This is a genomic window from Marinobacter sp. (assembly GCF_048259445.1).
In the GTDB taxonomy this organism is placed as follows: domain Bacteria; phylum Pseudomonadota; class Gammaproteobacteria; order Pseudomonadales; family Oleiphilaceae; genus Marinobacter.
Genome location: NZ_JBLXHQ010000002.1, coordinates 52,802 through 68,839 on the forward strand (window position 1 = coordinate 52,802; position 16,038 = coordinate 68,839).

A 16,038-nucleotide genomic window follows, 5' to 3' on the forward strand; every position below is an offset into this window, starting at 1 on the left:
CTTGCCATAAGCCGTTAGTCGCGCGAATTTCTTTCCAACGGCAACGCATCACCCACAACCAGAGCCACGTACATAGCTTACTACTCTCAACATTAGCCTATTTAGAGGCTATCTGCCGTGGCCCTTTGCAAAAGCTTGTTCATTCGCGTGAATAAAAGTGTTTTGTAGTCTGTTTATGTAGTAATCGGAACGTAAGTGGAGCTATAGAGAAGGGAATTCAGAGGGGAATTCACAACCCCGGGCAAAGCGCCCGGGGTTGTTTACTGCGGTTTTATTTAACTTTAGGATCCAGCTCACCAGCCTCATAACGCTCAAACATGCGCTCGAGGTTGATTGGCTTGATCTTGCTGGCTTGGCCAGCGCAGCCGAAAGCTTCGTAGCGTGCGATGCACACTTCGGTCATGGCAACCATGGTGGCTTTCAGGAATTTGCGCGGATCGAACTCGGCCGGGTTCTGGGCCAGGAAGCGACGTACTGCACCTGTGCTGGCGAGGCGCAGGTCGGTGTCGATGTTTACTTTACGCACACCGTGCTTGATGCCTTCCACGATTTCTTCAACCGGTACACCGTAGGTTTCGGGAATCTCACCACCGTATTCGTTGATGATTTTCAACCATTCCTGGGGTACGGAACTGGAGCCGTGCATTACCAGGTGGGTGTCTGGAATACGGGCGTGGATGGCTTTGATCTGGTTGATGGCCAGAATGTCGCCCGTAGGTGGACGGGTGAACTTGTAGGCGCCGTGGCTGGTGCCAATGGCGATGGCCAATGCATCTACGTGGGTTTTCTTCACGAAGTCGGCTGCTTCTTCCGGGTCGGTCAGCATCTGGCTCATGTCCAGGGTGCCTTCTGCACCGATGCCGTCTTCCTCACCGGCCTGGCCGGTTTCCAGGGAACCCAGGCAACCCAGCTCGCCTTCTACGGATACGCCACAGGCGTGGGCCATTTCTACGGTGCGACGGGTTACGTCTACGTTGTACTCGTAGTCCATGGGCGTTTTGCCGTCTTCACCCAGGGAGCCGTCCATCATCACGGAGCTGAAGCCAAGCTGGATGGAACGCTGGCACACTGAAGGGCTGGTGCCGTGGTCCTGATGCATGACCACCGGGATGTGTGGCCATTCTTCAATAGCGGCAAGGATCAGGTGACGCAGGAAAGGGGCGCCGGCGTATTTCCGGGCGCCCGCCGAAGCCTGAACAATCACCGGGGAGTCGGTTTTGTCGGCGGCTTCCATGATGGCGCGCATCTGTTCCAGGTTGTTTACGTTAAAGGCTGGCACACCGTAACCATGCTCGGCGGCGTGGTCCAGCATTTGCCGCATCGAAATCAGGGCCATTTGGTTGTCTCCTTGGTTTAAAAAAGTCACACATTAGTTTGAAATCTGGCTCGGCAGGCGGGAGCTTCTTTTCGGGACACGCTGTAAATACATCCCTGTACGCTTGACGGCAGCATCCATGCTGCCGACAGTCCCAAAAAGAAGCTCCCACCTGCCTATGAGTCTTTTCCCGGCTCAGAGGCCTACGCGCCGCGCTCTTCCAGTACGGCTACGGCTGGCAGCACTTTGCCTTCCACAAACTCCAGGAAGGCGCCACCGCCGGTGGAAATATACGAGATCTTGTCAGCTATGCCGTATTTGTCAACGGCAGCCACTGTGTCTCCGCCGCCCGCCAGTGAGAAGGCATCGCTTTCGGCTATGGCTTCGGCCAGGGTTTTGGTACCGTTACCAAACTGGTCAAACTCGAACACGCCCACAGGGCCGTTCCACAGAATGGTTTTGGCACTCTTGAGCAGTTCAGCAAACTGGCCAGCGGTTTCCGGGCCTACGTCAAGAATCATGTCGTCTTCGGTAACGTCGGAAATGTTCCGGGTGGTGGCCGTGGCGTCTTCCGCAAATTCACTGGCAACCACTACGTCGACCGGCAGCGGGATGTTAACGCGGGAGGCGATGTCTCTGGCGGTATCCAGCAGGTCGTGCTCGCACAGGGATTTGCCCACCGGATGGCCGGCTGCGGCCAGGAAGGTGTTGGCTATGCCGCCGCCTACAATGATTTGGTCACACACTTTCTCGAGGGCATTGAGCACGTCGAGCTTGGTGGAAACTTTGGCGCCACCAACAATGGCAACGACGGGCTTGGCCGGGTTATCCAGGGCTTTGCCCAGGGCTTCCAGTTCCGCCGCCAGCAACGGGCCTGCACAGGCTTCAGGTGCGAAGCGCGCAACGCCGTGAGTTGAGGCCTGGGCGCGATGGGCTGTTCCGAAGGCGTCCATCACGTAGATATCGCACAGGGCTGCGTATTGCTTTGCGAGGGTTTCGTCGTCTTTCTTTTCGCCTTTATTGAAGCGAACGTTCTCGAACAACACCACTTCGCCGTCGGCCACTTCAACGCCATCGAGGTAGTCTTTGATCAGGCGCACTTCCTGGCCCAGCACTTTGGTGAGGTGCTCAGCCACCGGCTTCATGGAAGAGGCTTCGTCGTACACGCCTTCTTCCGGGCGGCCCAGGTGAGACATCAGCATGACTTTGGCGCCAGCATCTTTTGCTGCCTTTATAGTCGGCAGGGATGCACGGATGCGCGCATCGCTGGAAATCACGCCGTTCTTTACCGGTACGTTGAGGTCTTCGCGAATCAGAACCCGCTTGCCGGCGAGGTTCAGGTCAGTCATTTTTTTGATGGCCATGATCTGGTTTCCGTTGTTTCGGGTTATGGGTAAAGAGTTCGGGGTTCGGAGCTAGCCCACTTGCCGCAGCCAGCTCTGGCTTACATCCAGCATCCGGTTCGCAAAGCCCCATTCGTTATCAAACCAGCACAGAACTTTCACCATGGTGCCCCGGGTTACCCGGGTCTGGCCGCCGTCTACTACGCCGGAATGGGAATCGTGATTGAAGTCGGAGCTGGCCAGCAATTCGTCGGTATAACCGAGGATACCCTTTAACGGGCCGCCTGCTGCTTCTTTAAGCACCCGGTTTACCGCCAGCACATCCGTGTCTTTTCGCACGTTGAACACCATATCGATAGCGGACACGTTCATGGTGGGCACCCGCAGAGCCACAGAACTGAAGCGACCCTCCATATGAGGTAACAGCCTTTCAACGCCCCGCGCCAGCCCGGTATCTACCGGCACTATGTTATGGAGTGCACTGCGAGTAAGGCGAAGATCCTGTTGGTGGTAGGCATCAATCACCGGCTGGTCATTCATGGCGGCATGGATAGTGGTAGTACTGCCCTGCTCTACGCCAAAAGCTCTATCGAGTACGCAAATCACAGGCACCAGGCAATTGGTGGTGCAGGAACCTGCCGCCACTATCCTGTCTGTTTCTGTGATTTCTGCTTCGTTAATACCGTAAACCACGGTGCGGTCGACATCAGATTCCGCTGGCTGGGAAAACAGCAACCTTTTGGCTCCGGCCTGAAGATGCAGCTCCGCCGTCGCTCTGTCTGAGTAGGCGCCGGAGCACTCCAGTACCAGATCAATATCCAGCTCTTTCCACGGCAGCTCTGCGGGGTCTGCATGGCGCAGCACCCGAACAGGGTCGCCGTTGATGATCAGGTCCTGCCCCTCCACCGCAATGCTTCCGGAGAACCGGCCGTGGGTGGAGTCGTAACGGGTCAGATGTGCAATCGTGTCGATATCAGAAAGCTCGTTAATCGCGACCACCTGCAGGTGATCGCGAAAACCGTTTTCGTACAGAGCACGCAACACACACTGGCCAATACGGCCGTACCCGTTGATGGCAATACGAAAAGGCGCGGAGGCTGTCATCAGGCGCCCAGCAGTTCCGCAGCCACTTCGAGAACGTTCTCGACGGTAAAGCCAAACTCTTTGAACAGTTCGCCGGCTGGTGCCGATTCACCGAAGGTGGTCATGCCCACAACGCGACCGTCGAGGCCGACGTACTTGTACCAGTAATCAGCAATCGCCGCTTCGACAGCAATGCGGTTGGTGACTTCCAGCGGCAACACCTGCTGCTTGTACTCGGCGCTCTGGGCATCGAATACGTCGGTAGACGGCATAGAAACAACGCGCACTTTCTTGCCCTGCTCCCGCAGTTTGGCGGCAGTGTCCTGAGCCAGGCCAACTTCAGAGCCGGTTGCAATCAGGATAAGGTCTGGAGTGCCTTCGCTGTCGGTCAGCACGTAGCCACCTTTGGCAACATCGGCCAATTGCTGTGCATCACGCACCTGAGCCGGCAAATTCTGACGGGAGAAGATCAAGGCACTCGGGCCATCTGTGCGCTCCAGGGCGGCTTTCCAGGCCACCGCAGATTCCACTGCGTCGGCCGGGCGCCAGGTGCTCATGTTCGGCGTGGTGCGCAAGCTGGCAAGCTGTTCGACCGGCTGGTGCGTCGGGCCGTCTTCGCCAAGGCCAATTGAATCGTGAGTAAACACATAAATGGCGCGCTGCTTCATCAGTGCGGCCATGCGCACGGCGTTGCGGCAGTATTCCATGAAGATCAGGAAGGTCGCGCCATAGGGCACGAAACCGCCGTGAAGGGCGATGCCGTTCATGATGGCGGCCATACCGAATTCGCGCACACCATAATTGATGTAATTGCCGCTGGCGTCTTCTTTGGTGACGGTGTTGCAGCCGCCCCAGACGGTCAGGTTGGAACCGGCCAGGTCGGCAGAACCGCCGAGCAATTCCGGCAGCATCGGGCCGTAGCTGTTCAGGCTGTTCTGGGATGCCTTGCGGCTGGCAATGGTCTCGCTTTTGTCCTGACACTCCTGAATGTAAGCCTGGGCTTTTTCGGAGAAGTCGGCAGGCAGGTCACCGGCCATGCGGCGCTTCAGCTCGGCGGCCAGTTCAGGCTCGGCTTTTTCATAGGCGGCAAAGGTTTCGTTCCAGGCGCTTTCGGCTTGCGCACCTTTCTCCTTGGCATCCCAGGCCTTGTAGATGTCGGCCGGAATCTCGAACGGACCATGTTCCCAACCCAGCGCTTCGCGGGTCAATGCAATTTCATCGTCGCCCAGAGGTGCGCCGTGGGAAGACTCACTGCCCTGCTTGTTGGGTGAGCCAAAACCAATCACGGTTTTGCAGCAGATCAGCGTTGGCCTGTCGGTGGTAGTGCGAGCCACTTCCAGCGCAGAGCTGATGGCGCCGGCATCGTGGCCGTCAACACCGGCAAGCACCTGCCAACCATAGGCAGCAAAACGCTGCGGGGTGTTATCAGTAAACCAGCCGTCTACCTTGCCATCAATGGAGATGCCATTGTCGTCGTAGATACAGATCAGCTTGCCCAGGCCCTGGGTGCCAGCCAACGAGGCAACTTCGTGGGAAATACCTTCCATCAGGCAGCCATCGCCTACAAAGGTATAGGTGTAGTGGTCAACAACCTTATGCCCGGGACGATTGAACTGCGCCGCCAGAGTTTTCTCGGCCAGTGCAAAACCAACGGCGTTTGCCAGACCCTGCCCCAGCGGGCCTGTGGTGGTTTCTACACCCGGAGTGTAACCGTATTCAGGGTGGCCCGGGGTTTTTGAATGCAGCTGGCGGAAGTTCTTGATGTCATCAATGGAAACGTCATAACCGCTCAGGTGAAGCAATGAATACTGCAGCATGGAACCGTGGCCATTGGAAAGCACAAAACGGTCGCGGTTGGCCCACTGCGGGTTGGCCGGGTTGTGGCTCAGGTATTCATTCCACAGCACCTCGGCGATGTCCGCCATGCCCATGGGCGCACCCGGGTGGCCGGATTTGGCTTTCTGAACCGCATCCATGCTCAGCGCGCGAACGGCGTTGGCGAGATCTTTACGAGAGGGCATTGACGTTTCTCCAGTGTCTTTTCAAGGAATTAGGAAGGTAATCCAGCGCTTTCAACGGGGCCAAAAAAAGCCGATCAAAAATATGGCGCGTATTTTCGCCGATTAGGGTGTGCCGGGGCAAATCGGCATGCAGCTTCTGTGTGAATATCCTGTCGGTGATTCCCGAAAGAGATTGATTTCAAAGAATGATAAATCTATATCAAAAAACTTTGATATGGCTATTGATTGAACACCTCAACCCACTTACACTCCGCAACCATGACAAGCTTCAATGCACACGCTAACCAAATATCCTCCGTGGATGTCCTTGCCCCGATCTTCAAGGCAAGCGGCGACCCGTTGCGCCTGGAAATATTGCGTGTGCTGCGCCGCGATACATTCGGTGTACTGGAACTGAGCCAGCTGTTCGATATGCGCCAATCCGGCATGAGCCATCACCTGAAGGTGATGCATAAGGCCGGGCTGGTAGAGCCGCAGCGTGAAGGTAATGCGATTTTTTATCGTCGTCCTCTGCACCTGGACAATGACAAGCCAACCGACCTGACCATTCGCCAGATTTTTGAAGCAGTTGACCGCGCACCTTTGCCCATACAACTGCAGGAAAAAATTGAATCCATCCGCAACCAGCGCGCGGACCAGTCACAGGCATTTTTTTCCCGGCACTCAGAGCAGTTCCGGGAGCAGCAGGAACTGATTGCCGCATTCGATCTGTATGCGGCGCCCGTGGCAGACATGATTCGTAAGCGCTCCCGCAAACGCCAATGGCAAACCGCGCTGGAAATTGGCCCGGGCGAAGGCGGCTTTCTGCCGGTGCTGTCGGAGTTGTGCGAACACGTTGTGGCGCTGGATAACAGCAGGGACATGCTCGCCAAGGCAACGCGTACCTGCATTGACGAGCGTCTTAACAATGTTGATCTGATAGAAGGAATAACCGACACATTGCTGGCCCGGGGCGATGCGTTTGACCTTGTTGTGGCCAATATGGTGTTGCACCACGTACCTAGCCCGGCGGACATTTTTCTGGATGCTGCGGCGCTGATGAACAACGGCGGCTGCCTGGTTGTCAGCGACCTGTGCAGGCACGACCAGAACTGGGCAAAAGACAACTGCGGCGATCTCTGGCTTGGCTTCGAACCGGAAGAGCTGACCGCCTGGGCGGTGGCAGCCGGCCTGAAGGCAGGAGAGCAACTGTTTATCGGTTTACGTAACGGGTTCCAGATTCAGGTTAGAGAATTCTGGAAAACCCAGTTGCCGCTGAGATGACCAAACCCTGATATGCCGGCCCTTGCAGGGCATATCAAAAATATTTGATATTGAAGTAAGTATTAACACCTACACGATAACCGACACGATTTCAAAACGCTCACAGAGGAGCAAACCTATGTCTGACTACAGCATCTTCACCTCCGAATCGGTTTCCGAAGGCCATCCGGATAAACTGGCTGACCAGATCTCCGACGCCGTTCTGGACTCCATTCTGACGAGCGACCCACACGCCCGGGTAGCCTGCGAAACCATGGTGAAAACCGGTGTAGCCATTGTAGGTGGTGAAGTAACAACCAGCGCCTGGGTAGATCTGGAAGACCTGGTACGCGGCGTGATCAAAGATATTGGTTACACCTCTTCGGATGTCGGCTTTGACGGCGACACCTGCGGCATTATCAACATCATCGGTAAACAGTCGGTAGATATTGCCCAGGGCGTTGACCGCCAGAAACCGGAAGACCAGGGCGCCGGTGACCAGGGCCTGATGTTCGGTTACGCCAGCAACGAAACCGAAGTACTGATGCCCGCGCCGATTACCTTTGCCCACCGTCTGGTAGAGCGCCAGGCCGAAGCTCGCAAAAACGGCATTCTGCCGTGGTTGCGCCCGGACGCGAAGAGCCAGGTAACCTGCCGCTATGAGGATGGCAAGGTTGTCGGTATCGACGCTGTTGTACTCTCCACCCAGCACGATCCAGACGTTTCGCAGGCAGATCTGCAGGAAGCGATCATGGAACTGGTGGTGAAAAACGTATTGCCGGCTGAGCTTCTGCACAAAGGCACGCAATACCACATCAACCCCACCGGTAAATTCGTTATCGGCGGACCGGTTGGCGACTGCGGCCTTACTGGCCGCAAAATCATTGTCGACACATACGGCGGCATGGCGCGCCACGGCGGCGGCGCCTTCTCCGGCAAAGACCCCTCAAAGGTTGACCGCTCGGCTGCCTACGCTGGCCGTTACGTTGCCAAAAACATTGTTGCTGCCGGCCTGGCCGACAAGTGCGAGATTCAGGTCTCTTACGCGATCGGGGTAGCACAGCCTACCTCCATCTCGGTGAACACATTCGGCACCGGCAAGATCAGCGATCAGAAGATCGTCGAGCTGGTGCGTCAGCACTTCGACCTGCGTCCCTATGCGATCACCAACATGCTCGACCTGCTGCACCCGATGTACCGGGCAACGGCGGCCTACGGCCACTTTGGTCGCGAGCCACAAGAGATAACTGTTGGCGGCGACACTTTCACCACGTTCCCGTGGGAAAAGACTGACCGTGCAGCCGCGCTTAAAGACGCTGCTGGTATCTAAATATTTTTCGGGCGTATTGATGACTTCAAACGCTTAAACAGAACTGAACGGAGAACACCGGAATGAGCAACTTCGAAGATTTCAAAGTACGCGATATCGACCTGGCAGGCTGGGGCCGCAAAGAAATCAACATCGCCGAAGGCGAAATGCCCGCCCTGATGGCACTGCGCGAGAAATACAAAGCAGAGCAGCCGCTGAAAGGCGCCAATATTATGGGCTGCATCCACATGACTATTCAGACCGCCGTTCTGATCGAAACTCTGATCGAACTGGGCGCCAACGTACGCTGGTCATCCTGTAACATCTTTTCCACACAGGATCAGGCTGCCGCCGCTATCGCAGCCAAGAACATCCCGGTATTTGCCTGGAAAGGCGAAACCGACGAAGAATACGACTGGTGCCTCGAACGCACCGTAGGCGCAGACGTAGAAGGCTGGGAACCCAACATGATCCTGGACGACGGCGGCGACCTCACCGCCCTGCTCCATGAAAAGTATCCGGAAGTATTGGCCAACTGCCACGGCGTTACCGAAGAAACCACCACCGGCGTGCACCGTCTGCAGGAAATGTTGCGCGATGGCGCGTTGAAAGTTCCGGCCATCAACGTAAACGATGCCGTAACCAAGGCAAAGAACGACAACAAATACGGTTGCCGCCACAGCCTTAACGATGCCATCAAGCGTGGAACCGACCACCTGATGTCCGGCAAAAAAGCGCTGGTAATTGGCTACGGCGATGTGGGCAAAGGCTCTGCAGCTTCCCTGCGCCAGGAAGGCATGATTGTAAAAGTCACTGAAGCTGATCCCATCTGCGCCATGCAGGCCTGCATGGACGGTTTTGAAGTGGTCTCCCCATACATCAATGGCGTGAACACCGGCACCGAAGCAGGTGTAGACCGCGCCCTGCTGCAGAACACCGACATACTGGTCACCACCACCGGCAACATGAACGTGTGTGACGCACACATGCTCAAGGCGCTAAAGAACGGTGCTGTTGTTTGCAACATCGGCCACTTCGACAACGAAATCGATACCGCCTTTATGCGCAAGAACTGGGAATGGGACGAAGTCAAGCCCCAGGTTCACGTGATCTATCGTGACAAGGCCACCAACGACCACCTGATCCTGCTCTCCGAAGGCCGTCTGGTGAACCTGGGCAACGCCACTGGTCACCCGTCACGGATTATGGACGGCTCCTTTGCTAACCAGGTTCTGGCACAGATGTATCTGTTTGAGCGCAAATTTGCAGACCTGCCGGAGGATGCACGCGCCAAGGGTGTGTATGTTCAGGTTCTGCCGAAGCACCTGGATGAGGAAGTTGCCCGTGCCATGGTAGAAGGTTTTGGTGGCGTGATCACCAAGATGACTCCGGAGCAGGCGCAATACATTGGAGTACCGGTCGAAGGCCCGTACAAGCCAGAAAGCTACAAGTACTGATCGGAAAAACAAGATGCAATCCCAGAAACAGTTCAAACGCCGCTTCAGCTTCGAGTTTTTCCCGCCCAAGACCGACCAGGGCAAGGAAAAGCTCCAGGTGGTGCGCGATCAGCTTGCCGAGGTAAATCCGGATTTTTTCTCGGTCACCTTCGGTGCGGGCGGTTCCACCCGGGATCGCACTATTGAAACCGTGCTCAACCTGCACCAGCAGGGCATTTCCACAGCACCACACCTCTCCTGCGTCGGTGGTACGCGGGCGGAGATTGCAGAGCTGCTGGATGTGTATAAAGAGAATGGCATCAACCGCATTGTCGCCCTTCGGGGTGACATGCCCTCAGGCATGGGCGCATCGGGTGAGATGCGTTACGCCAACGAGCTGGTTGCGTTCATCCGTGAACACAGTGGCGATCACTTCAACCTGGAAGTGGCGGCCTACCCCGAGTTTCACCCGCAGGCCCGCAACGCTGAAGAAGATCTGAAAAACTTCGCCCGTAAAGTGGAGGCTGGTGCCAATAGCGCCATTACCCAGTACTTCTTTAATCCGGAGAGCTACTTTTACTTCATCGACCGGCTGGAAAAGCTTGGAGTAACCATTCCGGTGGTGCCTGGCATCATGCCCATCGTGAACTTCTCCAGCCTGGTGCGGTTCTCCGACATGTGCGGTGCGGAAATACCGCGCTGGATTCGCAAGCAGCTTGAAGCTTATGGCGACGACACCGCAAGCATCCGCAAGTTCGGCGAAGAAGTAGTCACGGATATGTGTGAAAAGCTGTTGAAAGCCGGGGCTCCGGGGTTGCACTTCTATACCCTGAACCAAGCTGAGCCTAGTATCAGTATCTGGAAAAATCTCGGTATCAGCGATCGTGAAAAAATCGCATTCTAATGCGACGCTCCGGGAGCCAAGCATTTGATTTTGTGTGCGCTCCCGAGTAATAGTCTAAAGTGTACGTGATGCAGTTCCACTAATGCTCCTCGGGGATCACGGTCATCAGCAGTGAATTCCCCGGCTTGCCTTACCGGGCAAACGGAGCTTCATAAGAAAGAAAAGGAGAAAGCATGAGCACGAAATGGCTGAAAACACTGGGCACCGGCCTGGCACTCACCGTAGCTGCCGGAACCGTCAGCGCTGAAACTCTGCGGGTGGCGACAGACCCCAGCTTTGTTCCCTTCGAGATGCTGGACCAGGAAACCGGTGAAATGATCGGGTTCGACATGGAAATCATTGCCGAAGTCGCTCAGCGCGCAGGCTTTGATTACAAGCTTAACACCATGGACTTCAACGGCATTATACCGGCCCTGCAAACTGGCAACGTCGATATTGCCATTGCCGGCATCACCATTACCGAAGAGCGTGAAAAGATCGTTGATTTTTCCGACCCGTACTATGATTCCGGTCTGCGAATTCTGGTCCGCAACAACAACGATGACGTTACCGAACTATCCAACCTTGAGGGCCTGAAGATCGGTTCCAAGATTGGCAGCACCAGTTACGATTTCCTCAAGAAAAACCTTGATGAAAACGACGGTGTAACCCCGTATCCGGGCAGCTCGGATATGTATATGGCTCTGATGTCCGGTGCAGTAGACGCCGTGTTCTACGATGCTCCGAACGTTGGCTACTTCGCCCGCACCAAGGGTGAAGGCAAAGTCAAAACCGTTGGCAAACTTTACGAAGGCCAGCAGTACGGCATCGCGCTTAAAAACGGCAGCGAGTGGGTTGACGAGGTGAACGAAGCCCTCGCCGCAATGAAAGAAGATGGAACCTACAAAACCATCTACGAAAAGTGGTTTGGCCCGATGCCTGATGGCATGTAAAGGCTGAGAGGGCCGCCAGGTCCTTTCTTTTTTGTAGCGCCGGGGCTATTTGCCCCGGCGACTTCTGACCCCAACTCCTGCGGAGACGCACACTGTGGAATCCCAGTTCCAATTTGACTGGCAAGCAGCCATCGACTCTATCCCCTTCCTGATCAAGGGGATTCCCTACACCCTGATGATCTCATTTGGCGGCCTGATGATCGGTTTCGCTTTGGGCATCATTTTTGGTCTGCTGAGCATCAACAAACAATGGTTTCTGAAATGGCCCGCAACGGCCTATATCGAAATCTTCCGTGGCACCCCAATTCTCGTTCAGGTTCTGTTTATTTTTTACGGCCTGCCTGATCTGATTGGCGGCCCTATCGATCCTCTTACCGCGGGTATCGCCGCGATTGCGCTGAACTCGGGCGCTTACATCTCCGAAGTGGTACGTGGCGGCGTTCAGTCCATCGACAAGGGCCAGGCAGAAGCCGGGCTTTCATTAGGTCTCTCTCGCAATCAGACATTCTGGTCCATCATTTGGCCGCAGGCCTTCCGGCGCATGATTCCGCCACTTGGTAACCAGGCTATTGTCAGTATCAAGGACACCTCCCTGTTCTCGGTCATTGGCGTCGGCGAACTCGTGCGTCAGGGCCAGGTTTACATCGCCAGCACCTTCACCGCCTTTGAGGTGTATTTTGTGGTCGCGATTATGTACCTGGCCATCACCCTCTCACTGTCCCTGATTCTCCGCCTTGTTGAGCGGCGCGGACTGGCCTCTGTCTGAAGGAACCTGACCCATGACTCATATTGTAAAAATGAAGGGCATGAACAAGTACTTCGGCAAACTGCATGTCCTTAAAGATATCGATTTATCCGTAGAACAGGGCGAAGTGGTGGTTATTATCGGCGCCAGTGGTTCCGGTAAATCGACCCTGATCCGCTGCGTGAATGGCCTGGAGGAATTCGAATCCGGGCACTTGGAAGTAGAAGGTCAGGCTCTGGCACCGAAAGGCGGCAACCAGCAAGCCCTCTCGGAAATCCGAAAAGAAGTGGGCATGGTGTTCCAGCAGTTCAACCTGTTCCCTCACCTTACGGTGAAAAAGAACATCATGCTGGCGCCCCAGAAAGTCAAAAACACACCGCAAACGGTTGCGAACGCCACCGCTGAACGCCTTCTGGAACGAGTAGGTATCGGCAGCCAGGCCGACAAATACCCCAGCCATCTCTCCGGCGGCCAACAGCAACGCGTTGCCATTGCCCGTGCATTGGCCATGGAACCGCGCCTGATGCTGTTCGATGAACCCACCTCGGCGCTGGATCCGGAAATGATCGGTGAAGTGCTCGACGTAATGCGTGAACTGGCAAAAGAAGGCATGACAATGATGGTCGTCACCCACGAAATGGGCTTCGCCCGTGAAGTGGCCGACAGGGTAATCTACATCCACGAAGGCCAGATTGTGGAACAAGGCAAACCGGACGACGTGTTCGACAACCCTCAAAATGAACGCACTCAGGCGTTTCTCTCGCGGGTGCTGGCACACTGACAGCTTAACGGGCTTTGCATGCCGTTGCCTTAACCGAGCCCCTGTGAACTTATATAGCTCACAGGGGCTTTGTTTTTCACGCCCTATACCTGCCAGACAGAGCGCGACGTCGAGGACGCGGCACTTGGCGATTTATTGATCACACCGCCTTTTGATGCTATAAAAGATGCAGCTCGTCATCAAAATAGAAATCAGGAGAAGGCATGCGCACCACCGTGACAATCGACGAAGAGCTATACCAACAAGCACTGGACATGGCTGATCCAGCCATGGATAAGGCGGAACTCTTTCGGGAAGCAATCAAAACGTTTGTAAGAGTCCGCGCTGCCAAGCGCTTGGCAGCGTTGGGTGGCTCTACCCCCGACATGGAGACAATCCCCCGCCGCCATGAGGACGCCCCAGCGCAATGAATGTACTGGTTGATACATCAGTTTGGGTGGATCATTTCCGCAATCACAACACGGCGCTCACCAATCTATTGCTTTCTGACAGAGCACTAACCCATCCGATGGTGGTCGCCGAACTCGCCTGCGGCACACCACCTGCGCCACGTAAACAAACCTTGGGTGATATCAGTTTGCTTCAGCCGGCGACGCAGGCAAGCCTGGACGAAATCAGAGAGTTGATTGAGCGGGAAAAACTCTACGGCCTCGGCTGTGGCTTGATAGATATCGCGCTGTTGGCGTCCACACTGATCACACCCGATGCCCGGCTGTGGACCTTTGACAAACGACTGGCAAGCTTGGCGTTACGATTTGATGTGAGCTTTTGAGTCAGAAATGGCTGAATCGACGACCTGTCATTGATGAATAATCAAAACCCCTGTACAAAATTCGCCGCCGCTTTGTAGGTATGGCAAGCTCGGATTTCGTCATTCAAAATTCACAGAAAGGCCAACCGAAAAAAACACAATGCCGGAAAGCAAGAATACAATGTGCGGCAAAGTCGCCCACAACTTGAGGCTCAATGGAAGTGGCTCGAATTCATCACCGTAGCGTGCAGAGAGCTTTGAACCATATTTCGGGATTCTCCTATACGCAAAAAAAGCAAACACATGAAGCGACCGCATCCATCGCCCAATAGGTCCACCGCCGAAAGATGTTCTTACAGAATCAATCAGCTTTCCTGCCGTTCCAATTCGCAATTCCACATCGGCAATTTTGGGGAACGCAATCGTTACAATAAATATCACGGAGAGCAGTCCCATTGGCAGCGATATCATCAATGCATACTCCCAAAAGGTAACTGCGCTATTCTCCATCAGTAACGACCTTCCTCATCAAATTACCGGCGTTTCTCCCGGCCGTCCCGCCTAACTGTCCACCAACCGCCGAGCCAATTCCACCCACAATAATCACGCAGGCGACACCTCCTATCCCCGCAGAAGCTACACCAAGCAAGCCACAGCTGATTGCTGCGGTGGACCCTAACGCGCCCCCGAGTGCACTCCCTGAAAAACGTCCATACTCTTGATATCTAGCGACTTCACATTGCTCTTGGCTTCCAAATGTACAAACCTGCTCAAGCCTCTGATCCATAGCCCAATAGTCAAGCCCAAGAGCCACATAACCAGCGCCCTGTGCATATTTCGCAGCATTTGCCAGCTTCGCATAATGCGTTCCATAACCCGGAATCCCGCCAACTCCCGAAGCCTTCCACTCATGAACAATGCTCTTGGAAGATAACCCCAATGCCCGCTTGAGTTTCGCATTATCATCCAGCGACATCCCTTTCCTTGCCACTTTACCAAGCGCAAAATCCAGCTTGGTAAACAGTCGTTGCCGTCGCTCAAAAAACTCCGGGTGGCTAAGTGTTCCATGCTTCCGGAAGGTATCCTGATGGAGAGCTTCCAGCTCCTTCAACGTAGCGTTAATACTTTTGATCTGCTGGACAATCATGGTGGCCCCAACGCCAAGCCCCGTTGCGGCATTAGATGTCATCATTTCCAGCAGGTCGTAGTGGTCGACAACGAACTGCGCTTCATGCTCGCTGAGCTGCCGGACTTGCTGATTGACCTGTTGGGCTACCTGCATCAGGTCGTTTTCTTTACTGGTGCACTCCAAGCTGTTCGGATCTGCGATCACAATCATTTCGCCGGGCAATGCTCGGCTTCCCAAGCCTGGATTCAGGCGCTCGAAGTTATCCGGTTTGGCTGACGCATCGCCATAGAGCAACGTGAGTAATTCGTTTTTGCTCAGGGGCTGACGAGCAACGTGGAATCCCGGTCCGCTCAACGTCTGATCCAGCTTTTCTACAGGCTCGCCTGAAGCGTCCTCGACGGAACTCAAGCTCGCAAGAGAGACTGGTGGTTGCTGAAGCGCCGCTGGCTGGCTAAGAGCTTCCTGCGTTTCGGCAGCAGATGTTTGCTCCTGCCTGGACGAAGCCTGTCCAACTGCAGAAGCACTGCTGGCAGGTGATGCCATCGGCGACATTCCCGAAAACGCCACCGGCGAATGCGTATCACCAATAACTACAGACCCCGAACCAATTGTCACACCCCCACAGGAAATCGCGCTACCAGTCACTGCGGCCGGTACGCCATTAATCATCACGGTGCCAGAACCGGCTGCAATCACTCGTGGGTGCGAAGAATGCTTGGGTTTGGAGTGAGGCGCCAAAGGATCGCCCACGCGGGCTACAGGCTTGCCATCAATCAGTACATCGGGGGAGCCGGCAATCACCGGCGTAGGCGGGAAACCTTCGTGATCGGAGCCCAGGTCTCCGAGAAGCACTACTGCTTTACTCATGTCGCATCCTTTGCGTCGTGTTCTTCCTTGAAACCAAACCGCACATCTTCGAGCCAGCCAGGCTCTGTCGGTATGAGAAAGCATCTTATACCGAAGACGCGCAGAGGCCAAACCAGGCAAAACCTCAGTGGTCTGGCTGTGCCCGGCATCACAGTAGCCAGTCACCGCTGTTAACTGTAT

Annotated in this window: 15 protein-coding genes; 9 read left to right on the forward strand and 6 right to left on the reverse strand. The window is 55.3% G+C overall.

Annotated elements, in window-relative coordinates:
• Window positions 1–271: 271 nt before the first annotated feature.
• The 4 genes from fba to tkt form a co-directional block, all read right to left on the reverse strand.
• Window positions 272–1,336: a class II fructose-bisphosphate aldolase gene (gene fba, locus ACN0RL_RS01665; protein ID WP_417513036.1), complete on the reverse strand. Its 1,065-nt coding sequence runs from the start codon at window positions 1,334–1,336 to the stop codon at window positions 272–274.
• 182 nt (window positions 1,337–1,518) lie between these two features.
• Window positions 1,519–2,679, reverse strand: coding sequence for a phosphoglycerate kinase (locus ACN0RL_RS01670; protein ID WP_417513038.1), 1,161 nt, complete (start codon window positions 2,677–2,679; stop codon window positions 1,519–1,521).
• Window positions 2,680–2,730: 51 nt separating this feature from the next.
• Complete coding sequence (locus ACN0RL_RS01675) at window positions 2,731–3,762, reverse strand: type I glyceraldehyde-3-phosphate dehydrogenase (RefSeq protein WP_417513040.1); 1,032 nt, start codon at window positions 3,760–3,762, stop codon at window positions 2,731–2,733.
• Window positions 3,762–5,762 (reverse strand): transketolase, encoded by a 2,001-nt coding sequence (tkt, locus tag ACN0RL_RS01680; protein ID WP_417513042.1) that lies wholly within the window; start codon window positions 5,760–5,762, stop codon window positions 3,762–3,764. Before tkt ends, ACN0RL_RS01675 begins: the two co-directional genes overlap by 1 nt.
• A gap of 258 nt (window positions 5,763–6,020) precedes the next feature.
• Between tkt and ACN0RL_RS01685 the strand changes: the two genes are divergently transcribed.
• The 9 genes from ACN0RL_RS01685 (at window position 6,021) to ACN0RL_RS01725 (ending at window position 13,883) form a co-directional block, all read left to right on the forward strand.
• On the forward strand, window positions 6,021–7,025 hold the full coding sequence (locus tag ACN0RL_RS01685; RefSeq protein WP_417513446.1) for a metalloregulator ArsR/SmtB family transcription factor: 1,005 nt from the start codon (window positions 6,021–6,023) through the stop codon (window positions 7,023–7,025).
• Between the two features lie 118 nt (window positions 7,026–7,143).
• The gene (gene metK, locus ACN0RL_RS01690) at window positions 7,144–8,334 is read left to right on the forward strand and encodes a methionine adenosyltransferase (RefSeq protein ID WP_417513044.1); all 1,191 of its coding nucleotides are present in this window, start codon (window positions 7,144–7,146) and stop codon (window positions 8,332–8,334) included.
• A 62-nt stretch (window positions 8,335–8,396) separates the two neighbouring features.
• Window positions 8,397–9,770, forward strand: coding sequence for an adenosylhomocysteinase (gene ahcY / locus ACN0RL_RS01695; RefSeq protein WP_417513046.1), 1,374 nt, complete (start codon window positions 8,397–8,399; stop codon window positions 9,768–9,770).
• Window positions 9,771–9,783: 13 nt separating this feature from the next.
• The gene (metF, locus tag ACN0RL_RS01700) at window positions 9,784–10,653 is read left to right on the forward strand and encodes a methylenetetrahydrofolate reductase [NAD(P)H] (RefSeq protein WP_417513048.1); all 870 of its coding nucleotides are present in this window, start codon (window positions 9,784–9,786) and stop codon (window positions 10,651–10,653) included.
• Window positions 10,654–10,826: 173 nt separating this feature from the next.
• Window positions 10,827–11,585 carry a transporter substrate-binding domain-containing protein gene (locus ACN0RL_RS01705; protein WP_417513050.1) on the forward strand — a complete coding sequence of 253 codons (759 nt, stop codon included), beginning with the start codon at window positions 10,827–10,829 and terminating at the stop codon, window positions 11,583–11,585.
• Between the two features lie 94 nt (window positions 11,586–11,679).
• Entirely contained in the window at window positions 11,680–12,351 is a 672-nt protein-coding gene (locus tag ACN0RL_RS01710; RefSeq protein WP_417513052.1) for an amino acid ABC transporter permease, read from the forward strand.
• 13 nt (window positions 12,352–12,364) lie between these two features.
• Complete coding sequence (locus tag ACN0RL_RS01715; RefSeq protein ID WP_417513054.1) at window positions 12,365–13,111, forward strand: amino acid ABC transporter ATP-binding protein; 747 nt, start codon at window positions 12,365–12,367, stop codon at window positions 13,109–13,111.
• A gap of 203 nt (window positions 13,112–13,314) precedes the next feature.
• Window positions 13,315–13,521: a type II toxin-antitoxin system VapB family antitoxin gene (locus tag ACN0RL_RS01720; RefSeq protein WP_417513056.1), complete on the forward strand. Its 207-nt coding sequence runs from the start codon at window positions 13,315–13,317 to the stop codon at window positions 13,519–13,521.
• A complete protein-coding gene (locus ACN0RL_RS01725) occupies window positions 13,518–13,883 on the forward strand; it encodes a type II toxin-antitoxin system VapC family toxin (protein WP_417513058.1) in 366 nt (121 codons plus the stop codon). The genes ACN0RL_RS01720 and ACN0RL_RS01725 overlap by 4 nt, the downstream gene beginning before the upstream one ends.
• A gap of 99 nt (window positions 13,884–13,982) precedes the next feature.
• Here ACN0RL_RS01725 and ACN0RL_RS01730 read toward each other — a convergent pair whose 3' ends face one another.
• Window positions 13,983–14,372, reverse strand: coding sequence for a hypothetical protein (locus tag ACN0RL_RS01730; RefSeq protein ID WP_417513060.1), 390 nt, complete (start codon window positions 14,370–14,372; stop codon window positions 13,983–13,985).
• A complete protein-coding gene (locus tag ACN0RL_RS01735; protein WP_417513062.1) occupies window positions 14,362–15,858 on the reverse strand; it encodes a type VI secretion system PAAR protein in 1,497 nt (498 codons plus the stop codon). Before ACN0RL_RS01735 ends, ACN0RL_RS01730 begins: the two co-directional genes overlap by 11 nt.
• Window positions 15,859–16,038 lie beyond the last annotated feature (180 nt).

Coding starts and splice junctions, on each gene's coding strand:
- ACN0RL_RS01730 (WP_417513060.1), bottom strand. CDS start 14,372: ATGGAGAATAGCGCAGTTACCTTTTGGGAGTATGCATTGATGATATCG.
- tkt (WP_417513042.1), bottom strand. CDS start 5,762: ATGCCCTCTCGTAAAGATCTCGCCAACGCCGTTCGCGCGCTGAGCATG.
- ACN0RL_RS01675 (WP_417513040.1), bottom strand. CDS start 3,762: ATGACAGCCTCCGCGCCTTTTCGTATTGCCATCAACGGGTACGGCCGT.
- ahcY (WP_417513046.1), top strand. CDS start 8,397: ATGAGCAACTTCGAAGATTTCAAAGTACGCGATATCGACCTGGCAGGC.
- ACN0RL_RS01670 (WP_417513038.1), bottom strand. CDS start 2,679: ATGGCCATCAAAAAAATGACTGACCTGAACCTCGCCGGCAAGCGGGTT.
- metK (WP_417513044.1), top strand. CDS start 7,144: ATGTCTGACTACAGCATCTTCACCTCCGAATCGGTTTCCGAAGGCCAT.
- ACN0RL_RS01685 (WP_417513446.1), top strand. CDS start 6,021: ATGACAAGCTTCAATGCACACGCTAACCAAATATCCTCCGTGGATGTC.
- ACN0RL_RS01720 (WP_417513056.1), top strand. CDS start 13,315: ATGCGCACCACCGTGACAATCGACGAAGAGCTATACCAACAAGCACTG.
- ACN0RL_RS01705 (WP_417513050.1), top strand. CDS start 10,827: ATGAGCACGAAATGGCTGAAAACACTGGGCACCGGCCTGGCACTCACC.
- ACN0RL_RS01715 (WP_417513054.1), top strand. CDS start 12,365: ATGACTCATATTGTAAAAATGAAGGGCATGAACAAGTACTTCGGCAAA.
- ACN0RL_RS01725 (WP_417513058.1), top strand. CDS start 13,518: ATGAATGTACTGGTTGATACATCAGTTTGGGTGGATCATTTCCGCAAT.
- fba (WP_417513036.1), bottom strand. CDS start 1,336: ATGGCCCTGATTTCGATGCGGCAAATGCTGGACCACGCCGCCGAGCAT.
- metF (WP_417513048.1), top strand. CDS start 9,784: ATGCAATCCCAGAAACAGTTCAAACGCCGCTTCAGCTTCGAGTTTTTC.
- ACN0RL_RS01735 (WP_417513062.1), bottom strand. CDS start 15,858: ATGAGTAAAGCAGTAGTGCTTCTCGGAGACCTGGGCTCCGATCACGAA.